The organism is Accumulibacter sp. (genome assembly GCF_032229525.1).
In the GTDB taxonomy this organism is placed as follows: Bacteria; Pseudomonadota; Gammaproteobacteria; order Burkholderiales; family Rhodocyclaceae; genus Accumulibacter.
In genome coordinates this window covers 8195-27254 of sequence record NZ_JAVTWB010000243.1, presented here as the reverse complement: position 1 = coordinate 27254, position 19060 = coordinate 8195, and the positions used below count along the sequence as shown (strand labels likewise).

Below are 19060 nucleotides of genomic sequence, written 5' to 3'. Positions count from 1 at the left end.
TGTGAAAGTCGCGTACGCGACTCACGAATCTCCCTTCTCCCCCGCGCGGGAGAAGGGCCGGGAAAGAGGGGGACGGTCGTGACTTTCATGATCTGGGGTATCTCGACATGTCATGACCGTTAGCCGAAATCGCCGACTGTTTACCAGCGACAGAAGGGCTCGGCAGCGGCCCTGGCTCGCGGGCTTACAGCCCGAGCGTCGTCGCGCTTAGCGGCTCACCGCCTTCGCCGAGGATCTCTTCGAAGCGCCGTTGGTAGGGGGCGCACTCCTCGCCTTCGTCGATGAACACCCGGGAGCGCGCCTGCCCCTGGTGGAAGCGGACCAGCGCGTGCTTGCCGTCGGCGATGAGCAAGGAATCCTTGAGATTGTCGAGATGTGGCGGCGCCTGGATGATCGTCAGCAGCGGCGCATGGACGGTCAGCAGCGCCATCAGTTGCGGGCTGTGTTGGCGGACGAAATCAGGTTTCTGGACGATGATCGTCAGTCGCCTGGTGCTTTCCTTCGAAGCCAGTAAACGCGCCAGCGCAGCGATGCGTTCCGGTCGTTCGAGCTTGAGTGGCGACAGGTCTTCGTCGAAGATCAGCAGGGTGCTCGGTGACAGCGCCAGAATTTCCTGGACCGCGCTGTCGTAGTCGGTCCAGGTAGTGATCAGCCGAGTGGTCATCAATCGAACTCCGCGGGCATTCCAGCGAGGATAGCAGGCTTGCCGCGAGGCCGGCAAGCTGTCGCCGCGCCACCGAGCCAGGCGAAGCTCGGACTGCGGCGGCGCGGGTCGCTGCCGCGCTGCCGTCCCGCTGCCTGCCTCTTCTCATCGCATCGACAGGCGAGCGAGGGGGGAGACATTCAGGATAGAATCGCCTGTTATTTTGCGGACATGACGCATGCCCACCGGAATCATTGAATCGCTGGACCACGAGGGACGGGGGGTGACCCTGGTCGACGGCAAGACGGTTTTCGTCGAGGGCGCCTTGCCGGGAGAGCGTGTCGAATACGCGGTCTATCGGCGCCAACCCAGCTACGAGCAGGCGCGGACGCTGCGTGTTCTGGCACCGTCTCCGAGTCGGGTGACGCCGCGTTGCCCGCACTTTGGCGTCTGCGGCGGGTGCAGCATGCAGCACTTCGACCCCGAGGCACAGGTGGCGGCCAAGCAGCGCTTGCTCGAGGACAACCTGCGCCATCTCGGCGGCCTCCGGGCCGAGCAACTCTACGCGCCGATTTACGGGCAGCCCTGGGCTTACCGCTATCGTGCCCGCCTGTCAGTCCGTTTCGTGGCCAAGAAAGGCGGCGTGCTGATTGGCTTCCGCGAGCGCCAGGGCCGTTACGTCACCGACATGCAGCAGTGCGAGGTCCTACCGCAGCACCTGTCGGCGATGCTGCTGCCCTTGCGCGAACTGATCGGTGGACTGTCGATACGTGACCGCCTGCCGCAGATCGAAGTGGCGATCGGCGAGCACGTCACGGCACTGGTCTTGCGCGTACTCGAGCCGCCAGATGCGGGCGACGAGGGTTTGCTGCGCAACTTCGCGGACAAGCACGGCGTCGTCTTCTATCTGCAGCCGAAAGGGCCGGCGACGGCCTACCGCTTCCATCCGCAGGCGGGGCCGCCGCTTTCCTACCTTCTTCCCGACTTCGCCGTCGAGCATTTCTTCTCGCCGACCGAGTTCACCCAGGTCAACCCCTCGGTCAACCGCGTGCTCGTGCGGCGAGCGATGAATCTCCTGCAACCGCAGGCGGGCGAGCGAGTCGGCGACATGTTCTGTGGGCTGGGCAACTTCACCCTGGCGATTGCCCGTTCTGGCGCCAGTGTTCTCGGTGTCGAGGGCAGTCCGGAGTTGGTCGCCCGCGCCGCCGAGAATGCGGCGGCGAACGGCCTCGGCCAGCTCGCCGAGTATCGCGTCGCCGATCTCTTTGCAGCGACGGCCGAAACGGTGGCTGCTTTCGGTCGGCTCGACAAGATGCTGATCGATCCGCCGCGTGACGGCGCGCTGGAGCTGGTCAAGGCGCTGGCTGCCGACGGTCCGCGCCGCATCGTCTACATCTCGTGCAGCCCGCCGAGCCTGGCGCGTGACGCGGCCATCCTGGTGGCGCAGAAGGGTTACCGGCTGCGCGGTGCTGGGGTGGTCAACATGTTCCCCAACACCTCGCACGTCGAGTCGATCGCACTCTTCGAGCGCGCAGCCGCCCACTGAGGATGGCGGGAAAGCAGCGGGCGCCTGATGGCGCCCGGCAAGCTGTGCGCAGGCGCGCGACGCGGTCTAGTGCACCATCGTCCAGGAGCTGTCCGGATTGTAGCTGCGCATGGCGCTTGCCGCAGCCTCGGTCTTCTCGCCCAGGTCTTTCTGGTAGACCGTGCCATCGTGGTTGACCATGAAGCTCATCACTCCCGATACCCCGTAGCGGGCCGGGTAGGCAACGACGGCAAAGCCACCGATCATCTTGTCATCAACCAGATAGCTGTACGCGCCGCCCGGCGCATTCTTGCCCTCGGCGGTCAGCATGCGGTAGTAATAGCCGTGGTAGGGCACCGGCTGGTCACGTTTGGCCTTCTTGCGTGAGTATCCCGCACGGGTGGCCTCGCCAACCAGCGGCCCCAGGGGGCTTGCCGCATCGCCTTCCTGGACTGGCCAGAACAGGCCATCCTTCTTGCCCCTGGTCGAGACGAAATAGCGCGCGTAATCGTTGAAGCCGTTGCCATCCGGATCGCTGGCTGCGTACTCGCGCTGGGCATCGACAATCGCCAGCAGGGTCTGGATGGTATCCAGTTCGTTGCTGCCGACCCGCCGATTGATGATCTCCTCCCGTCCGGCCGCCGCGTCGAAAACCCAGCGCCCTCCCTGGCGCACCAGCGGTGCCGGGAAGGGCCAATCGTTGTCGCCGACCACCAACACGCCCCGGTCATCGGTTTCCCGGTCAACGCCGTGCTTATGGTCGTAAGCGGTCAGGAATTTCTTCCAGTCGGCACGGTCGGCAACCGCATCGCCGCTGAATAGCCAGCTGGCCGAATCCGGCCCGACGACGGCCAGCAGTGCTTGCTTGTCCTCGGCGCGCACGGCGTCGGCCAACGCCCTGGCGGCATCTTCAGGCGTGGCAAATGAGCTCTGAACCGCCTTGTGCACGGCCGGCACCGGCTGGGCAGCGAGGGTCGGGGATGCGACCGCCATCAACAGCGCAACAGCCAGCGACTTGATCAAGTTGGTGAGTGTCATCGTCTTCTTCTCCGCGGAAAGGGTTGGGCAGGGCTGCTTAGCGACCACGACCACCTCCCCCACGACCGCCACCACCGCCCCCGCCGAAGTTGCCGCGGCTTCCGCCGCCACCGCCGCCCCGATTGCCCATCTCTGCCCGGCTGGTACTGCCGCGCTGACTGGCCTGACGCGTCGAGCCAGCGTTGCCGACCCCCGAGAAGCCGCTTCCACGTGCCTGACTGCTGGCGTTACTGCGTGCGTTGTCGTCGCCGCGGCCGCCGCCCGCCATGCGCTTGCTGGCCTCCGCCCGTCCGCCACCGGCACCGTCGCCCCGATCACGCCCCTGCATGCGGTTGCTGGCCTCGGCCCTTCCACTGCCGGCACCGTCGACCCGGTCGCGCGTCGCGGCCTGCGCGCCACGATCGGCGTTCTGGACGCGATTGTTCAGCTCGCCGCGATCCATGCCCTTGAGTTCCGAGCGACCGGTTTCCGCACGACCGCGGAAATCGTCCCGCGCCTGCGCGGCGGCGGCATTGCCACCGCGGTTGTACTGGCGCGCCACGTTCTGATCCTTGTAGGCGACGCCGCGGCGGTGGTTGACGTTGTGATTCCAGTTGCCGTTGTTGATATGGGTCCGGTTGAACGAGTTGTAACGATTGACGTTGACATTCACGCTGCTGCGGCCCCAGCCCCAGTTGCAACCGCCCCAGATCGCCGCACCGACCAGCACCCCAGTGGCGAAAGCCAGACCCGGCGGATAGACGTAGGCCGGTGGATACATGTAGTACGGCGGCGTCGGATACCACCAGCTGCCGTAGACCACCGTCGGGTTGTAAGTGGGTACGTACACCACGTCCGGCTTCGGCGACTCGACGATGTAGATGGTCTGGCTGCCCTGGGTCTCGGTCTTCACCACCTGCTGCTCGGTCGTCTTGAGGTTACCGGTCGCATTGGCCTTGGCACGCAGTGACTGGACGGTGTCCATCACGTCCTGTTGCTGGGCGAGAAAAACGTCGCCCAGCTTCTGCGTCCAGCTCAGGTTGTCGCTCATCTGCTTGAGCACCTGCGGCACCGAAGTCAGCGACTTGACCGCCGGATCCCATTGCTGGCTGGCCATCGCATCCTCGAGCGCCTTACCGGCGACCTTGGGGTTGGCCTTCGACCAGCGCGCCGCCTCGACCACCTCCAGCGGATAGGTGGCGGCCATCAGGATCTGTGCCAGCAGCGCGTCCGGGTAAAGCGCAATCGGTGCCAGCAAGCGGTCAAGGTCTTCCTGCGAGAAGGTTTTCTGTGCGGGACTTGCGGCCACCGCTTGGGGTGCCGGCGTCGACGGGGGTTGCTGTGCCATCGTCGGTGACACGGCGAACATCAACGCGGTAAGCAGCGCACAGGATCGGGAAGGTTTTGAGGTCATCAAGTATCCTCGGACGCAAGAAAGGAGTTCACGAAAAAACGCACCATAGCAGAACTCAAGGCCAATCTGCCAGGTCTCGCGGAGCATCGTCCGGCAAGCGCGCCGATCGCACTGAGCGCGGCGGGCCTGACTCGGGTCGTCTCCTTGTCCGGCGGTCCAGCCCGCGCTATGCTGTGTGGTTGCTGCCTGCGCCTCAGACAGCGAACCAGGAGACCCCGTGATGCAGCTTGCCCAGATCGTTCTACGCAGCGGCGCAAGCATCGCCGACGAACTGGCGCCGCTGACCGACATCCGAGCCAGTTTGGTGCTTGCCTTCGGCGCCGGCCAGCTGCTTCGCGCCACGGCACCCCACCTGGCCAGGGCTTTCCCCGAGGCGCGACGCGTGGGCTGTTCGACGGCCGGCGAGATCTCTGCCGCCGGCGTTACCGACGATTCCTGTGTGGTGACCGCGATCGGCTTCGACAGCACACCCCTGGTCGAAGCATCGACCAGGCTCGCCGAGATGGCTGACTCGCTTGCCGCGGGCCGGCGACTCGCCGCCCAGTTGCCGCCGGCTGGCCTGCGTGCCGTTCTGCTCTTTGGCCAGGGCGTGCGGATCAACGGCAGCGCCCTGCTGACCGGGATCGCCGACGTCCTCGGCAGCGAACTGCCGGTCACCGGCGGCCTGGCTGGCGACGGCGTCGCCTTCCAGGAAACCTGGGTGCTCGACGACGACGGCGTCACCAATGACACCATCGTTGCGCTCGGGCTCTACGGCGAGCGACTGGCCTTCAGCCACGCTTCCTTCGGCGGCTGGTCCCCGTTTGGGCCGGCACGAAAGATCACCCGCTGCGCCGGTAACGTGCTCCATGAACTCGACGGCAAACCGGCACTGGATGTCTACAAGCGCTACCTTGGCGAGCATGCTCGGGGGCTGCCCGCGTCGGGGCTGCTATTCCCGTTTGCGCTGCTTGGCAGCGATCACCGCGAGACCGGCCTGATTCGCAGCATCCTCGGCGTCGACGAGCGGGATGGCAGCCTGACGCTGGCTGGCGAGATCACCCCCGATGGCTACCTGAAGCTGATGCACGCCAGTACTGACGCCCTGGTCAGTGGCGCCGAAGCGGCGGCAGAAACCGTGCGCCAGGCCTTGCGCGCGGAGGAACGGGGACTGGCCTTGCTGGTCAGTTGCGTCGGTCGCAAGCTGGTAATGGGCGGCCGCGTCGATGAAGAGGTCGAAGCCGTCAGCGCTGTCTTCGGCCCGCATGCGCTGCTCGCCGGTTTCTACTCCTACGGCGAGATCGGACCCTTTGCGCCGGAGGCTGCCTGCCGACTGCACAACCAGACCATGAGCGTGACCTGGATCGGCGAGGGCTGACCCCTGGACCCTGCCGCTTGACACCTTCTCGGCCTAGCACTCGTGCATAAACTTCTCAACCGCCAGATACGGCGGGTCCTGGGTGTCGATGGCGAACGCGCCACTGACGTCTTTGACGAACTCCGGCAACTGGCCGCCGAACATCCGCTGTCGCCGGAAGCGGCTCGCCTGCTCGCCGACCTGGACACCCTCTTCGGGCAGGTCGAGCGCGCCTACGAGCAGAACGACCGCGACCTGGAACTGAGGACGCGCAGCCTGGACTTGAGTTCGACCGAACTGCTGGAGACCAACGAACGCCTGCGCAATGAATTGGCCAGCCGTACGCGCGCCATCCACTCTTTGCGTGCGACCGCCGGCGGCCTGCTGGGCGGCACCGACGGCGATCTACCAACGCTGGTAGACGACGATCTCGAGTCGCTTTCGGCATTGATGGCCGACCTGGTGCGGCAACGTGAAGAGAGCCGGCACGACCTGCAGGGGGCACTGGCCGCGCTGGCCAACCAGAAGTTCGCCCTCGATCAGCACGCCATTGTCAACACCGCGGACAAGGACGGCATCATCACCTACGCCAATGACAAGTTCTGCGCCATCAGTGGCTACACGCGTGGCGAGGTACTCGGGCACAATCACCGCCTGCTGAACTCGGGCGTGCATCCGCCGGCCTTTTTTGCCGAACTGTGGGCCACCATTTCCGCCGCCAAAGTGTGGCATGGCGAGCTGTGCAATCGCCGCAAGAACGGCGAGCGGTACTGGGTGAGCGGCACCATCGTGCCGTTCTGCGACGAGCGCGGCCGACCGGCGCAGTACATTTCGATCCATACCGACATCACCGAGCGCAAGCGCGTCGAAGCCCGACTTGCCGACAGCGAACAACGCTTCCGTCGCGTCGTCGAGAGCCTCAAGGAAGTCGTTTTCCGGACCGACGCCGACGGCTGCTGGACCTATCTCAATCCGGCCTGGAGCGAGATCACCGGCTACGCGGTTCACGAGAGCCTCGGTCGGCCCTCGCTGGCGAGCGTTCCGGCCGAGGACCGTGACTACGCGGTTGGCCGCTTCGCAGCGCTGGCCACGCGGCAGATTGAGTTCACGCGGGAGGAAGCGCGTTACCGTACGCGCTACGGCAAGGAGCGCTGGCTGGAGCTTTTTGCCCGCGCCGAGTTCGACGATGACGGCCGATTTACCGGCTGCGCCGGCACGCTCAACGACGTCACCGAACGACGCCTGGCGCTGGAACAACTGCAGGAGCAACTGCACCTGGTACAGGAGTTGTTCGAGGTAATGCCTTTGCCGATCTATCTGACCGACACCGCTGGACGTTACGTGCACCTCAACCGGGCGTTTGGCGAATTTTTCGCCATCAATCGCAGGCAGTGGGTCGGACAGGCGATGGCGGAACTGCTGCCTGCCGACCTCGCGACACTGCATGCGGACAGGGACCGCGAGATCCTGGCCGCAGTCGGTCAGCAGGTGTACGAGGCGCAGGCCGAACTGCACGGCGGTGAGCGGCGCGACACCATCTACCACAAGGTCACGTTGACCAAGGCCGATGGCAGCATTACCGGTCTGCTTGGCGCCATCGTCGACATCACCGAGCGCAAGGCGCACGAGGCGGCCGTATCGGGCGCCGAATCCCGCCTGCGCCAGATCACCAATAGCGTACCGGCGGTGGTCTTCCAGTGCGCAATCGGTCCCGAACGGATTCGCTACACCTTCCTCAGCGATCGTCTGAGCGAGATCAGAGGGCTGGCCCGCGAGGCCTTGTTCGCCGATTCCGACCTCGCCACCCGGCAGGTCATCGGCGCCGACGTGCAACGCGTCGAGCACGGCGTCCGGGGCGCGGCGGCACGCCGCGAGGCCTGGCAAGGCGAGTATCGCATCCGCCTGCCCAATGGCGCGCTACGCTGGATTCGCGGCGAGATCAAGCCGGCGCCAGAGCCCCCAGCGGCTGACGGCGCAACGATCTTCACCGGCATCTGGCAGGATGTCACTGCGCTCAAGAAGGCCGATGCGCGCTTGCGTGAGGTGACCGACAACATCCCGGTGGCCGTTTATCAGTACGAGCGGTGGCGCGGCGGCAAGCATGCCTTCCATTTCTTCAGTCGCGCCCTGGACGAGATTTGCGGTCTCTCGGCCGAGCAGGCAATGGCCAGTGCCGATGCCCTGTTCCAACTGGTACACCCGGAAGATCGGCAACTGGTGGAGATGCCGGTCGCCGCCAAGCAGTCACGCTGGTCGCTCGATTTTCGACTCGTCCATCGCCGCAGTGGCGAAACGGTCTGGATTCACGGCGAGGCGCAAGGCACCGACATGGCCAACGGCAGCACGCTGTGGAATGGTTACCTCGCCGATACCTCGGCCGCCAAACTCGCCTCCGAGGAACTGCGCCGCGCCAAGGAAGGCGCCGAAGCCGCCAACCGCGCCAAGTCCGAGTTCCTGGCCAACATGAGTCACGAAATACGCACGCCGATGAACGGCGTCATTGGCATGACCCATCTGGTTCTCGATAGCCAGCTCAGTGATGAGCAGCGCAGTTGCCTGCAAATCGTCAAGGACTCATCCGACGCGCTGCTGACGATCATCAACGACATCCTTGATTTTTCGAAGATCGAAGCCGGCAAGCTGTTTGCCGAGCGCATTTCATTCAAGCTCTGGCGAGTGGTGGGTGAGACGCTCAAGACCCAGGCTCTGCGCGCGCACGACAAGGGACTGGAACTGATCTGCGATATCGCGCCCGAAGTCCCCCTGCGGGTGATCGGCGACCCTGGCCGTCTGCGCCAGGTGCTACTCAATCTGATCGGCAATGCGATCAAGTTCACCCCGCAAGGCGAAGTACTTCTTCGCCTGGAATTGGCATGCGCGGATGGCGAGAAAACCGGAGAGGTCGGCCTGCACTTCACGATCGTCGACAGCGGGATTGGCATTCCGGACGACAAGCTGGCAACGATCTTCGATCCCTTCGCGCAGGCCGATGGCTCGATCACTCGCCGCTACGGCGGCACCGGCCTCGGGCTGAGCATCTCGGCGCGTCTCGCCGAGCTTCTTGGCGGGCGCCTGTGGGTCGAAAGCCAGCTCGGTCGCGGCAGCACATTCCACTTCACCATGCGCTGCGAAGCCGATCCGCAGGCGCCGCAGCAAGCCTTGCCGCCGCCGCAGCTGGCGGGCAAACGCCTGCTGCTGGTCATCGGCCACGCGACAACCCGCCGAGGCATTGCGCGCACACTGGAAAGCGCAGGAGCAGCGGTGGCGGCCGCCGAATCGGGCGAAGCGGCCCTGGCAACGCTCACAGCTGCCTCCTCCAGCATCGATCTCGCGCTGCTCGATGCCGATCTGCCGGGCACCGACGCTTATGGCCTCGCCACACGAGTGCGCGCCGCACCCGGCCGGGAGACGATTCCCCTGCTGATCATCTCCGCCCGTCCCCACCGGGGCGATGCCGAGCGTTGCCGCCAGCTGGGGAGTGCCGAATTCCTTGCCAAGCCCTTTGCCGGCGACGAACTCCTGCAAGCTCTGAACCGCCTCCTCGACAGCCGCCCCCACCCAGGCGCAGCAGTCGTCAGCCGGCCTCTCGTCGAGGAAAGAACCCCCTCCTGCGCGGTACTGCTGGTCGAGGACAACCCGGTCAACCAGCAGGTGGCCAAAGGCATCCTGGAGCACCTTGGCCACCAGGTCACCCTCGCGGAAGACGGTCTTGCCGCCGTGGAAAGATTGGGCGCCGGAAAGTTCGACGTCGTCCTGATGGACATGATGATGCCGCAAATGGACGGCGTCGAAGCCAGCCGCAGGATTCGCGCCGACGAATTGACCACCGGCAGGCGGCGACTGCCGATCATCGCCATGACCGCCAACGCGATGAAGGGTGACCGCGAAGAGTGTCTTGCCGCCGGCATGGACGATTACTTGACCAAGCCGGTCCACAGCGAGGAGCTACAGCAACTGCTACTCAAATATGGGGCAGTCACCGCGGCCGCACGGCGCAGCAGCGCGCCGCCGGTCGAGGCTGGCACTCAGCGCAGGAGTCAGCCCATGCCTGGCGGCTTCGACTATGGCGCCGCTTTGGCAAGCGCCGACCAGGAGACGGTCGAGCTGATTGCCGCGCAGTTCCTCGAGCATTCACCGCACGATCTGAATACCATTGGCCGGGGAATAGCCAACGGTGATCTGCGCAGCGTGGCATCTGCCGCGGCAGCGCTGAAAGGGACTCTGGCGATTTTTGGCGCACGACCTGCGGTGCATCTGGCCCATCGCATCGAACAACGATCGGCTTTCAGCGACCCGCCGGAACTGTACGAGCTGCTTGGCGACCTTGGTGAACAGATCGAATGCTTGTGCGTCGCACTGCGGCCGCTGGCTGAGGCTTCGTCTGGCGGCTAGCCGCGCGTCGGACTTCCCGGCAGCCCGCGGTTGCGTACTCGCGCCAGACCGGGCGTTCAGGTGAGCAGCGCCTGCAGCCGGAGAAGAACTCTGCTTCGCCAAGCGCTCGATCACTCAGTCGAGCGTGCGTCGGAAAGTCTTCAGGCCAACGGCCAACACGGCGCCAATGAACAGCAGAATGGGCCAGACCTGACCCCAGACCATGGTCAGGTCATTACCTTTGAGCATGATGCCGCGCACCAGGACCAGGAAGTGCGTCAGCGGCAGCACGCTGCCTATCACTTGCGCCCATTCGGGCATGCCGCGAAAGGGGAACATAAAGCCGGAGAGCAGGATCGACGGCAGAAAGAAGAAAAACGTCATCTGCATCGCCTGCAGCTGGTTGCGGGCCAGCGAGCTGAAGGTAATGCCCAAGGTCAGGTTGGCGCAGATGAACAGCAGTACGACGCTGTAGAGGAGCAGCAGACTGCCGTGCATCGGCACGTTGAAGACCCAGCGCGCGGCCAGCAGAACCAGGGTCACCTGAATCAGGCCGATGACGATATAGGGAACGATCTTTCCGGTCATCACCTCGACGGGTGTGGCCGGCGTTGCCAGGAGATTCTCGAAGGTTCCGCGTTCTCGTTCCCGGGTCATGGCCAGTCCCGTCATGAGCACCATGGTCATGGTCAGAATGACCCCCAGCAAACCCGGGACGACGTTGTAGGAGGTCAATCCCTCAGGGTTATAGCGGCGATGCACCCGCAGGTCGACCGGCGGCATGGCGGGACGTTGAAGACCCGGCAGATCCGGGGCAAAAACCTCCATCCCCAGGTGGTTGAGAACCGCAATGGCACCGCCGGCTGCCATCGGATCGGTGGCATCGGCTTCGACCAACAGGACGGGAGATTTCCCGCGCACCAGATCGCGATGGAAACCCGGCGGGAAAGTGACGACAAACTGCACCTGACCGTGGTCAAGCAGCTCGTCCGCCTGGCGTTCGTCCACGCTGCCGACGATCCTGAAGTATTCGCTGTTCTGCATCGCCGCCACATAGGATCGCGCCAGCGGCCCGGGATCGGCCATCACCACCGCCGTTGGCAAGTGCTTGGGATCGGAATTGATGGCAAAGCCGAAGAGCATCAGCTGCAGGATCGGGATGCCCACGATCATGCCGAAGGTCAAGCGATCGCGCCTCAACTGGATGAACTCCTTGACCATGATGCCGATCCAGCGGGAAAAAGAGAACGACGCAGCGGCGCCGTTCTTGGCCTTAGCCATGGAGCGGGTCCCGAGTTCCCTGCATGAGGTAGATGAAGGCATCTTCGAGCGACGCCGAAACGACGCTCATCGCCAGCTTCTTGCCTTGTAGAAAGGTCTCCAGACTGGCCTTCAGCTGTGCTTCATCGCGGCCGCTGACGTGCAGGGTGGCGCCGAAGCTGGCCACCAGATCAACGCCCGGTAACTGGCCCAGCGCTTGACCCAGCCCTTGCAGGTTGTCACCGCTGATTTCCCAGGTATGCAGCTGTTGACTGGCCACCACCTCTGCCGCGGTACCTGAAGCCATCAGGCTGCCGTAGGCGATGTAGGCCAGCCGGTGGCAGCGCTCCGCCTCGTCCATGTAGTGGGTGGAGACGAGCACGGTAATGCCGGCCGCTGAAAGACGGTGGATTTCTTCCCAGAAATCACGCCTGGCCTTGGGGTCCACGCCGGCGGTCGGTTCGTCCAGCAGGAGCAGCCTGGGGTGGTGCAGCAAACAGGAAGCGAGTGCCAGGCGCTGCTTCCAGCCGCCGGAGAGGGTCCCCGCCAGTTGATCCCGTCGGCCGCTGAGGCTCAGTTCCTCAAGCGCCCGGTCAACCACCTCCCGTCGTCCCTGCATGCCGAACATGCGGGCGACGAAATCCAGGTTCTCGCCAATCGTGAGGTCGTCCCACAGGGAAAACTTCTGGGTCATGTAGCCGACCTGGCGCTTGATCGCCGCGCTTTCGCTGAGCACATCCAGGCCCAGACAGGTGCCGCGTCCGCTGTCAGGCGTCAGAAGGCCGCAGAGCATGCGGATGGAGGTCGTCTTGCCACTGCCGTTGGGGCCAAGGAAACCGAAGATCTCGCCTTCGCGTACCTGCAGCGAGAGGTCTTTGACGACGTGTTTGTCGCCAAAGCGCTTGTTGATTCCAGTGACATCGATGACCAGTGGCGCAGCCTGCATCTCAACGCTCCATCAGATACACGTCTACCGGCAGACCCGGTCGCAGCGCGGCAGCTTGTTCCGGCCCGGGTGCCGCTTCGACGCGGAAAACCAGCTTTTCGCGACTGCCGCGGCTGTAGATTACTGGCGGCGTGTACTCGGCTTGCGGGGCGATGAAGTCGATGGTGGCATGGATGGGAATGGCGCAACCGTCGCAGGAGGCATCCACCGACTGACCCGGCTTGAAGGTGGCGATGACTGTCTCGGGCACATAGAAACGAATCCGCCTGCGCGCATCCGGCAACAGGCTGGCCACCGCAGCGCCGGCCGGCACCCATTCCCCCGGACGGTAGAAGGTCTCGGCCACTTCTCCGGCAGCGGGCGCGCTTACCGCCTTGCTGTCCACAACCCAGCGTTTCTGGGCGGCGAGGGCGGTAGCCGCCCGCAGATCGGCTTCGGCACCGCGGACCTCGGCCTGACGACCGAATGTCGATTGGTAGCTGGCCAGCTCCTGGCGCGCGGCTTCCACCTGCGCGGTCGCCTGATCAAAGGCGTTGACCGCAGCGTCGAGCACCCCTTGGGAAACAAACTTTCTCTCGGCCAGGGCCTGCTGCTGACGCAAGCGTGAAAGACTCAGGCGCAGGTTGGCCTCCGCCGCTCGCAAGTTGGCTTGCAAACGGGCTATTTCGGGTTGGCGACGCGGTTCCTTGAGGTTTTCCACCTTCTCGCGAGCGGAGCCGGTGCGTGCTTCGGCTTCGGCCAGTGCCTGCGCATCGGGGTCGGTGGCAACGGCAAACAGCGCTTGACCAGGGACGACGCGGCTTCCCCGCGGGGCGTCCAGTGACTTCAGGTAGCCTGCCTGCGGGGCCGAGAGATAAAGGTATTCGCCTTCCACGTAGCCCTGATAGGACGACGAAGGCATCTTCCCGCAGCCAGCGAGCAGCGCCGTCATCACCGCGGCTGTGCAAAGTGCCGGGCCAGTGCTGCGCCAGATGATCATGGGTCAATCCTTTCTGCAGCGCGAGCGCTGTGGTTGGGTGACCCGAGGCGGTGCAACAGGGAGATCCCTTGGTTTCTCGGGCGGGTCACCCCGGCAAGCAAGATCGCATCCCTTACGTTCAAGGCATACCTCGAGATCGGCACAGGGGGCCGATTATCCTTCAACTTGGTAGAGCTACCAAATCATCGGACCCTACGGGTGATGTGGAAGAGATCGCTTGACGGCTGGCCCCCTTGTCATGTGGTGCCAAACGGATCGGCTGCCGAGCGTTGCCCAACGACAAGGCCACCGCAGATCGGCTCGCTGGCCGCAAGACCGACTATCTGCACCCGCCGTCGCTGGCCGAGGGGCCAGAACGCGGGCGCCGGAACAGCGATCAGCGCAGTCTGACCCACCACAAGTCTCGCCTCGCGCCGGTGACCGCTGGCCGGCTCACCAGTCGATCGGCTTGCCGTCCTGAAAGAAGCCCCCGCTCGGACCGTCGTCCGGCAACAGTGCCGCCCAGACGATCCCCATGGCGCCTTCATCGGCACTGCGTGTGGCGTCCTTGCCGCCCATTTCGGTGCGACACCAGCCGGGGCAGACGGAATTGACCTTGATCGGGCTGTCCTTCAATTCCGCGGCGGTAAGGCGGGTGAGGGCATTGAGGGCGGCTTTCGACATCCGGTAGCCGGGCCAGAAGCCACCCATCTCGGCCAGCTGCCCCATGCTGGACGAAACGTTGACGATCCGCCCCCAGGCGTTTTCACGCATCAAAGGAACGATCGCCTGAATCAGACGCAGCGGCGCGAGGGCGTTACTGGCGTGAGTTGCCGCGACCATTTCCGGGTCGACGACGAAAACACTGGCCGTCTCGAGGGCCGTGAAATCCTTCTTTTCCGGAAATACACCAGCGTTGTTGACCAGGATGTCCACCCGCCCGAACTCGCGGCGCAGGCGGGCAGCGAGGGCGGCAACGGCGCTGGCGTCGGTGACATCGGCGACGTGCGGCAGGGCTTGATGACCACTCTCCCGCAACTGCCGGGCGGCAGCTTCAATCGCCTCGGCGTTGCGTCCGACCATCAGCACCACGCAGCCAGCGGCCGCGAGATCGCGCGCTACCGACAGGCCAAGCCCGCGCGCCGCGCCGGTCACGACAGCAAGTTTCTGCGCTAGCATTTGTCTCTCCTGTTCTCTGGCCCCAAAACACTAATCATGCAATGGTCCGACGCGATCGGCAAGCCGCACGGCCCCTACCCGGGCAGGCCGCGGATCGTCTCGCTGGTGCCCAGCCTCACCGAACTGCTGGTCGACCTGGGGCTGGCCGAAGTGCTGGTCGGCCGCACCGGCTTCTGCATCCATCCGCGGCAGCTTGTGCGCCGCGTGCCGAAGCTCGGCGGCACCAAGGGCTTCGATGTCGGGAAATTGCGGGCGCTGCAACCGACGCACGTCATCGTCAATATCGATGAAAACCGCCGCGACGAAGTCGATGCCCTGCGCGAGTTTGTGCCGCATCTGATCGTTACCCATCCGCTGGCCGCCCGCGACAACCTCGATCTCTACCGCCTGCTCGGCGGCGTCTTCGGCCGCGAGGCACAAGCCGCCGCGCTGGCTACCGATTTCGAGCGCGAATGGCTGGCGCTGAGCGCCGACGCCGACCGCCTGCCGCGGCAGCGGGTGCTCTACCTGATCTGGCAGCAGCCCTGGCTCAGCGTCGCCCGCGACACCTACATCTCGCGCGTGCTGGCCGCCGCCGGCTGGGATACGCTGCCGGCGGAAAGTACGCTGCGCTACCCGGAGGTCGATCTGCCGGCGCTCGCCGGCGAGGCGGAGATGATCCTGCTGTCCAGCGAACCCTTTCCCTTTCGCGAGCAGCACCGCCGCCGACTGGCCGCCGAACTGCCGGAAACACCGGTTGCGCTGATCGACGGCGAAATGGTCTCCTGGTACGGTAGCCGGGCAATCAGGGGGCTGGCCTACCTGCGCCAACTGCGCGCCGGCCTGGCGAAATCAGCGGGAAATTGACCCGAATCAAGTGCCGGCCGGACGCGCTGACTATACTGGCCTGCTCCACTTGACGAGGTCTAGCATGCCACGCCAGAACGTTCCCCAACTCATTTGCCCTGCTGGCAGCCTGCCGGCGCTCAAGGCGGCGGTGGATCACGGCGCCGACGCCGTCTACCTGGGCTACCGCGACGACACCAATGCGCGCAATTTCGCTGGCCTGAATTTCGATCACAAGGCGATGATCGAGGGTCTGCGCTACGCCCAGTCGCGTCATCGCCAGATCCTGATGGCCATCAACACCTTTGCTCAACCCGGGCGCGTTGCTGACTGGCGGCGCGCCGTCGATGGTGCTGCCGACCTCGGCGTCGATGCGGTGATCCTCGCTGATGTCGGCCTGCTCGACTACGCCAGCCGGCGCCACCCTACCCTGCGGCTGCACCTCTCGGTACAGGGCTCGGCGACCAGCTACGAGGCAGTCAATTTTGCCCATCGCGAGTTTGGCGTCCGGCGTGCGGTGCTGCCGCGCGTGCTGACGCTGGCGCAGGTCGAAACGGTGATCCGCAACACGCCGGTCGAGATCGAGGTTTTCGGCTTCGGCAGCCTGTGCGTGATGAACGAGGGCCGTTGCTGGTTGTCTTCGTACGCCACCGGCGAATCGCCGAACACCGTCGGCGCCTGTTCGCCGGCGAAGTACGTCAAGTGGGAGAAGTCACCCGGTGCGATGACCACCCGCCTCAACGGCATCTTGATCGACTGCTTCGGCGACGCCGAGCCGGCCGGCTACCCGACGCTGTGCAAGGGACGCTTCGAGGTCAATGGCGAAACCTACTATGCGCTGGAAGAGCCGACCAGCCTCAACGTCCTTGAAGTGCTGCCGGAGATCGCTGCCATCGGCGTCAAGGCGATCAAGGTCGAGGGACGCCAACGCAGCCCGACTTACGTCGCCCAGGTGACACGGACTTTGCGCGCCGCCCTCGACGTACTGGCCGGGGGCACGCAGCACTTTGCCGTCAAGCCCGCCTGGCAGGCTGAGCTGGCGAAGGTTTCCGAAGGCAGCCAGGTCACGCTCGGCGCCTACAATCGCCCGTGGCGCTAGCCCTCAGGACGACCATGAAACTCTCTCTCGGGCCACTGCTCTTCTTCTGGCCAAAGCACGAAGTCTTCGAGTTCTACGCCGAAATCGCGCACAACCCGGCGATCGACATCGTCACCATCGGCGAAGTGGTCTGCTCGCGCCGCCAGCAGATTCGCGTCGCCGACTGGCTTGGCTTGGCCCGTGACCTGGCCGACGCCGGCAAGGAGGTGGTCATGGCGGCGCAGGCGCTGCTCGAATCGGAAAGCGATCTGAAATCGCTTCGCCGCCTGCGTGCCGAACTGACCGAGATCCCCGGCTGCCGGCTCGAAGCCAACGACCTCGGCGCGGTGAATATCTCTGCCGGCCGCCCCTTCATCGCCGGACCGCATCTCAACATCTACAACGAAGAGACGCTCGCTACCTTTGCCCGCTATGGCATGTGCCGCTGGGTGCCGCCGCTCGAAGGCGACCGGGCGCTGATCGAAACCTTGCACCGGAGTCGGCCGAGCGGTGTCGAAACCGAGGTGTTCGCCTTCGGCAAACTGCCGCTGGCCTTCTCGGCCCGCTGCTTCACCGCACGTCACTACGACCTCAACAAGGACGACTGCCAGTTCAAATGCCTCGACCATCCCGAGGGGATGACGCTGCGCACCCGCGAGGGACAAGCCTTTCTGGCCATCAACGGCATCCAGACGATGTCGGCGCAGACCTACAACCTCTTGCCACAGATGCCGGAACTGCTCAAGATGGGCATCGAGGTGGTGCGCATCAGTCCACAGCCGCAGGCGATGGCGGCGATCATTACCGCCTTTGATGACGCTCGCCGCGGTCAAGCGATCAATCCCGACACCGCCGGCTGGGCAAGCGAGGGAATGGTCGACGGTTACTGGTTTGGCGACGCCGGCATCGTGCAGCGCCATCAGGCCGCTGTCGCCGAAATGAAAGGAAGCTGCTGATGAGCCTGAGTTTTTCCATTCCCCGTTTCAAATTGCCGGGGCTGCTCGCTACGGTCGGCACCCATCTGCCGCAATGGCCTCACTCGCTGGCGCTGGCGACGGCGCTGAACGCCGCGGCGAAAATGAGGCTGCTCCCCGAGGACAGCCTGGCACTGCTCGAAGGGCGAACCTTCGTCATCGAGGTGATCGATGCCGGCGGGCAGGCGAGCTTCAGCTATCGCGGCGGCCTGTTCCGGCCGCTGTTGAAAGCGCCGGAAGCGCCTGACCTGTCCTTCAGCGCCAACCTGTCGGCCTTCCTGCAACTGCTCGCCCGCCAGGAGGACCCCGATACCCTGTTCTTCAACCGTGAGCTGTCGATCGTCGGCGACACCGAACTGGGACTGCTGATCAAGAACATGCTCGACGCCATCGAGCTGCCGCAACTTCCGTCGCTGCCAAACCTGCCAACCCTTTCTGGCTTGCGCCACTTCAACCCGGCACGACGCGGGTCTTGAACGAAGCGGCGCCGGTCGGCCGGACGCCACCGCCCGCCGGCCGCGTTCTCGTCGAAGGCGTCGCCTGCGCCCTTGGCGCCGGGCTGCTCTGGGGGCTGGTGTTTGTCGTTCCCATCATGCTGCCCGACTATCCGCCGGCGATGCTCTCGTTCGGCCGCTACCTCAGCTTCGGGGTAATCGCACTGTTGCTCGCCGGGACCGACCTGCCCCGATTGCAACGCCTGCAGCGGCAGGACTGGGCAATGGCCTGCGAACTGGCGCTGGTCGGCAATATCCTCTACTACCTCTTTCTTTCCGCCGCCATCCAGCTCGCCGACGCGCCCTTGCCGACGATGCTCATCGGTACCCTGCCGATCGTCATCGCCATCGTCTCCAACTTCGGCGCCGAAGCCTTGCCGTGGCGTCGACTGCTGCCGTCGCTGCTGGTCATCAGCATCGGCATCGCGCTGGTGAACAGCCACGAGATGGCGCTGCTCGACGACCGGCGCAGCACGCAGGACTATCTGCTGGGGACGCTGCTCGCCCTGGCGGCGGTGTGTTCATGGACCTGGTACCCGGTGCGCAATTCGCGCTGGCTGCAACAGCGGCCAGCGCTGGCTTCGGGCACCTGGGCGATCGCCCAGGGACTGGCGACATTGCCGCTGGCGGTCGTCGGCATGGCCGCTGCCGGGCTGTACTTCCAGTGGAACGGTGGTTTCGACTTTCCGCTCGGGCCACACGGCGGGCGCTACGTCGGACTGATGTTGACCCTGGGCCTGTGCGCCTCGTGGCTGGGCACGCTGCTCTGGAACCGCGCCAGCAGGTTGCTGCCAACCGCCCTCACCGGCCAGTTGATCGTCTTCGAAACGCTGGCCGCGTTTGCCTATGCCTTCATCTGGCGAGGGTCGCTGCCGGGCAGCGCAGCGCTGGTCGGCATCGCCCTGCTGGTCACCGGCGTGATCCTCGGCGTACGGGCGTTCCGGGCGGTTTGACGCCTTGACATCTCGCTGCCGCTTGCGCTCAACTCGCTGCCGCTTGCGCTCACCGATGCAGATCGGGGCGGACGCGCTGCTTGCGCC

15 protein-coding genes are annotated in these 19060 nt (G+C 65.0%); 8 read left to right on the top strand and 7 right to left on the bottom strand.

Annotated elements, in window-relative coordinates; translation table 11 throughout:
- Nucleotides 1-184: 184 nt before the first annotated feature.
- Entirely contained in the window at nt 185-664 is a 480-nt protein-coding gene (locus tag RUW20_RS19305; protein WP_313953846.1) for a hypothetical protein, read from the bottom strand.
- Nucleotides 665-881: 217 nt separating this feature from the next.
- Between RUW20_RS19305 and rlmD the strand changes: the two genes are divergently transcribed.
- Nucleotides 882-2189 carry a 23S rRNA (uracil(1939)-C(5))-methyltransferase RlmD gene (rlmD, locus tag RUW20_RS19300; protein WP_313953845.1) on the top strand — a complete coding sequence of 436 codons (1308 nt, stop codon included), beginning with the start codon at nt 882-884 and terminating at the stop codon, nt 2187-2189.
- A gap of 66 nt (nt 2190-2255) precedes the next feature.
- On the opposite strand, the gene RUW20_RS19295 is transcribed toward rlmD, so the two are convergent.
- Both RUW20_RS19295 and RUW20_RS19290 read right to left on the bottom strand, forming a co-directional pair.
- Nucleotides 2256-3206 carry a DUF2950 domain-containing protein gene (locus tag RUW20_RS19295; protein ID WP_313953844.1) on the bottom strand — a complete coding sequence of 317 codons (951 nt, stop codon included), beginning with the start codon at nt 3204-3206 and terminating at the stop codon, nt 2256-2258.
- Between the two features lie 37 nt (nt 3207-3243).
- Nucleotides 3244-4599, bottom strand: a complete 1356-nt coding sequence (locus RUW20_RS19290; protein WP_313953843.1) for a DUF3300 domain-containing protein — start codon at nt 4597-4599, stop codon at nt 3244-3246.
- A 220-nt stretch (nt 4600-4819) separates the two neighbouring features.
- On the opposite strand from RUW20_RS19290, the gene RUW20_RS19285 reads away from it, so the two are divergent.
- Both RUW20_RS19285 and RUW20_RS19280 read left to right on the top strand, forming a co-directional pair.
- Entirely contained in the window at nt 4820-5956 is a 1137-nt protein-coding gene (locus tag RUW20_RS19285) for an FIST signal transduction protein (protein ID WP_313953847.1), read from the top strand.
- Nucleotides 5957-5998: 42 nt separating this feature from the next.
- Nucleotides 5999-10327: a PAS domain S-box protein gene (locus RUW20_RS19280; RefSeq protein ID WP_313953842.1), complete on the top strand. Its 4329-nt coding sequence runs from the start codon at nt 5999-6001 to the stop codon at nt 10325-10327.
- 114 nt (nt 10328-10441) lie between these two features.
- On the opposite strand, the gene RUW20_RS19275 is transcribed toward RUW20_RS19280, so the two are convergent.
- The 4 genes from RUW20_RS19275 to RUW20_RS19260 all read right to left on the bottom strand — a co-directional run bounded on the left by RUW20_RS19275 (nt 10442) and on the right by RUW20_RS19260 (nt 14649).
- Nucleotides 10442-11587 (bottom strand): ABC transporter permease, encoded by a 1146-nt coding sequence (locus tag RUW20_RS19275; protein WP_313953841.1) that lies wholly within the window; start codon nt 11585-11587, stop codon nt 10442-10444.
- A complete protein-coding gene (locus tag RUW20_RS19270) occupies nt 11580-12512 on the bottom strand; it encodes an ABC transporter ATP-binding protein (RefSeq protein WP_313953840.1) in 933 nt (310 codons plus the stop codon). Before RUW20_RS19270 ends, RUW20_RS19275 begins: the two co-directional genes overlap by 8 nt.
- Nucleotide 12513: 1 nt before the next feature.
- Nucleotides 12514-13491 carry an HlyD family efflux transporter periplasmic adaptor subunit gene (locus RUW20_RS19265; RefSeq protein WP_313953839.1) on the bottom strand — a complete coding sequence of 326 codons (978 nt, stop codon included), beginning with the start codon at nt 13489-13491 and terminating at the stop codon, nt 12514-12516.
- A gap of 432 nt (nt 13492-13923) precedes the next feature.
- Nucleotides 13924-14649 carry an SDR family NAD(P)-dependent oxidoreductase gene (locus RUW20_RS19260; protein WP_313953838.1) on the bottom strand — a complete coding sequence of 242 codons (726 nt, stop codon included), beginning with the start codon at nt 14647-14649 and terminating at the stop codon, nt 13924-13926.
- Between the two features lie 36 nt (nt 14650-14685).
- Here RUW20_RS19260 and RUW20_RS19255 point away from each other — a divergent pair, with 36 nt between their 5' ends.
- The 5 genes from RUW20_RS19255 (at nt 14686) to RUW20_RS19235 (ending at nt 18973) form a co-directional block, all read left to right on the top strand.
- Nucleotides 14686-15495 carry a helical backbone metal receptor gene (locus RUW20_RS19255; protein WP_313953837.1) on the top strand — a complete coding sequence of 270 codons (810 nt, stop codon included), beginning with the start codon at nt 14686-14688 and terminating at the stop codon, nt 15493-15495.
- Between the two features lie 64 nt (nt 15496-15559).
- On the top strand, nt 15560-16573 hold the full coding sequence (locus RUW20_RS19250; protein WP_313953836.1) for a peptidase U32 family protein: 1014 nt from the start codon (nt 15560-15562) through the stop codon (nt 16571-16573).
- A 14-nt stretch (nt 16574-16587) separates the two neighbouring features.
- Nucleotides 16588-17508, top strand: a complete 921-nt coding sequence (locus tag RUW20_RS19245) for a U32 family peptidase (protein ID WP_313953835.1) — start codon at nt 16588-16590, stop codon at nt 17506-17508.
- The gene (locus tag RUW20_RS19240) at nt 17508-18002 is read left to right on the top strand and encodes an SCP2 domain-containing protein (protein ID WP_313953834.1); all 495 of its coding nucleotides are present in this window, start codon (nt 17508-17510) and stop codon (nt 18000-18002) included. The genes RUW20_RS19245 and RUW20_RS19240 overlap by 1 nt, the downstream gene beginning before the upstream one ends.
- Nucleotides 17999-18973, top strand: coding sequence for a DMT family transporter (locus RUW20_RS19235; RefSeq protein WP_313953833.1), 975 nt, complete (start codon nt 17999-18001; stop codon nt 18971-18973). The genes RUW20_RS19240 and RUW20_RS19235 overlap by 4 nt, the downstream gene beginning before the upstream one ends.
- The last annotated feature ends 87 nt before the right edge of the window (nt 18974-19060 follow it).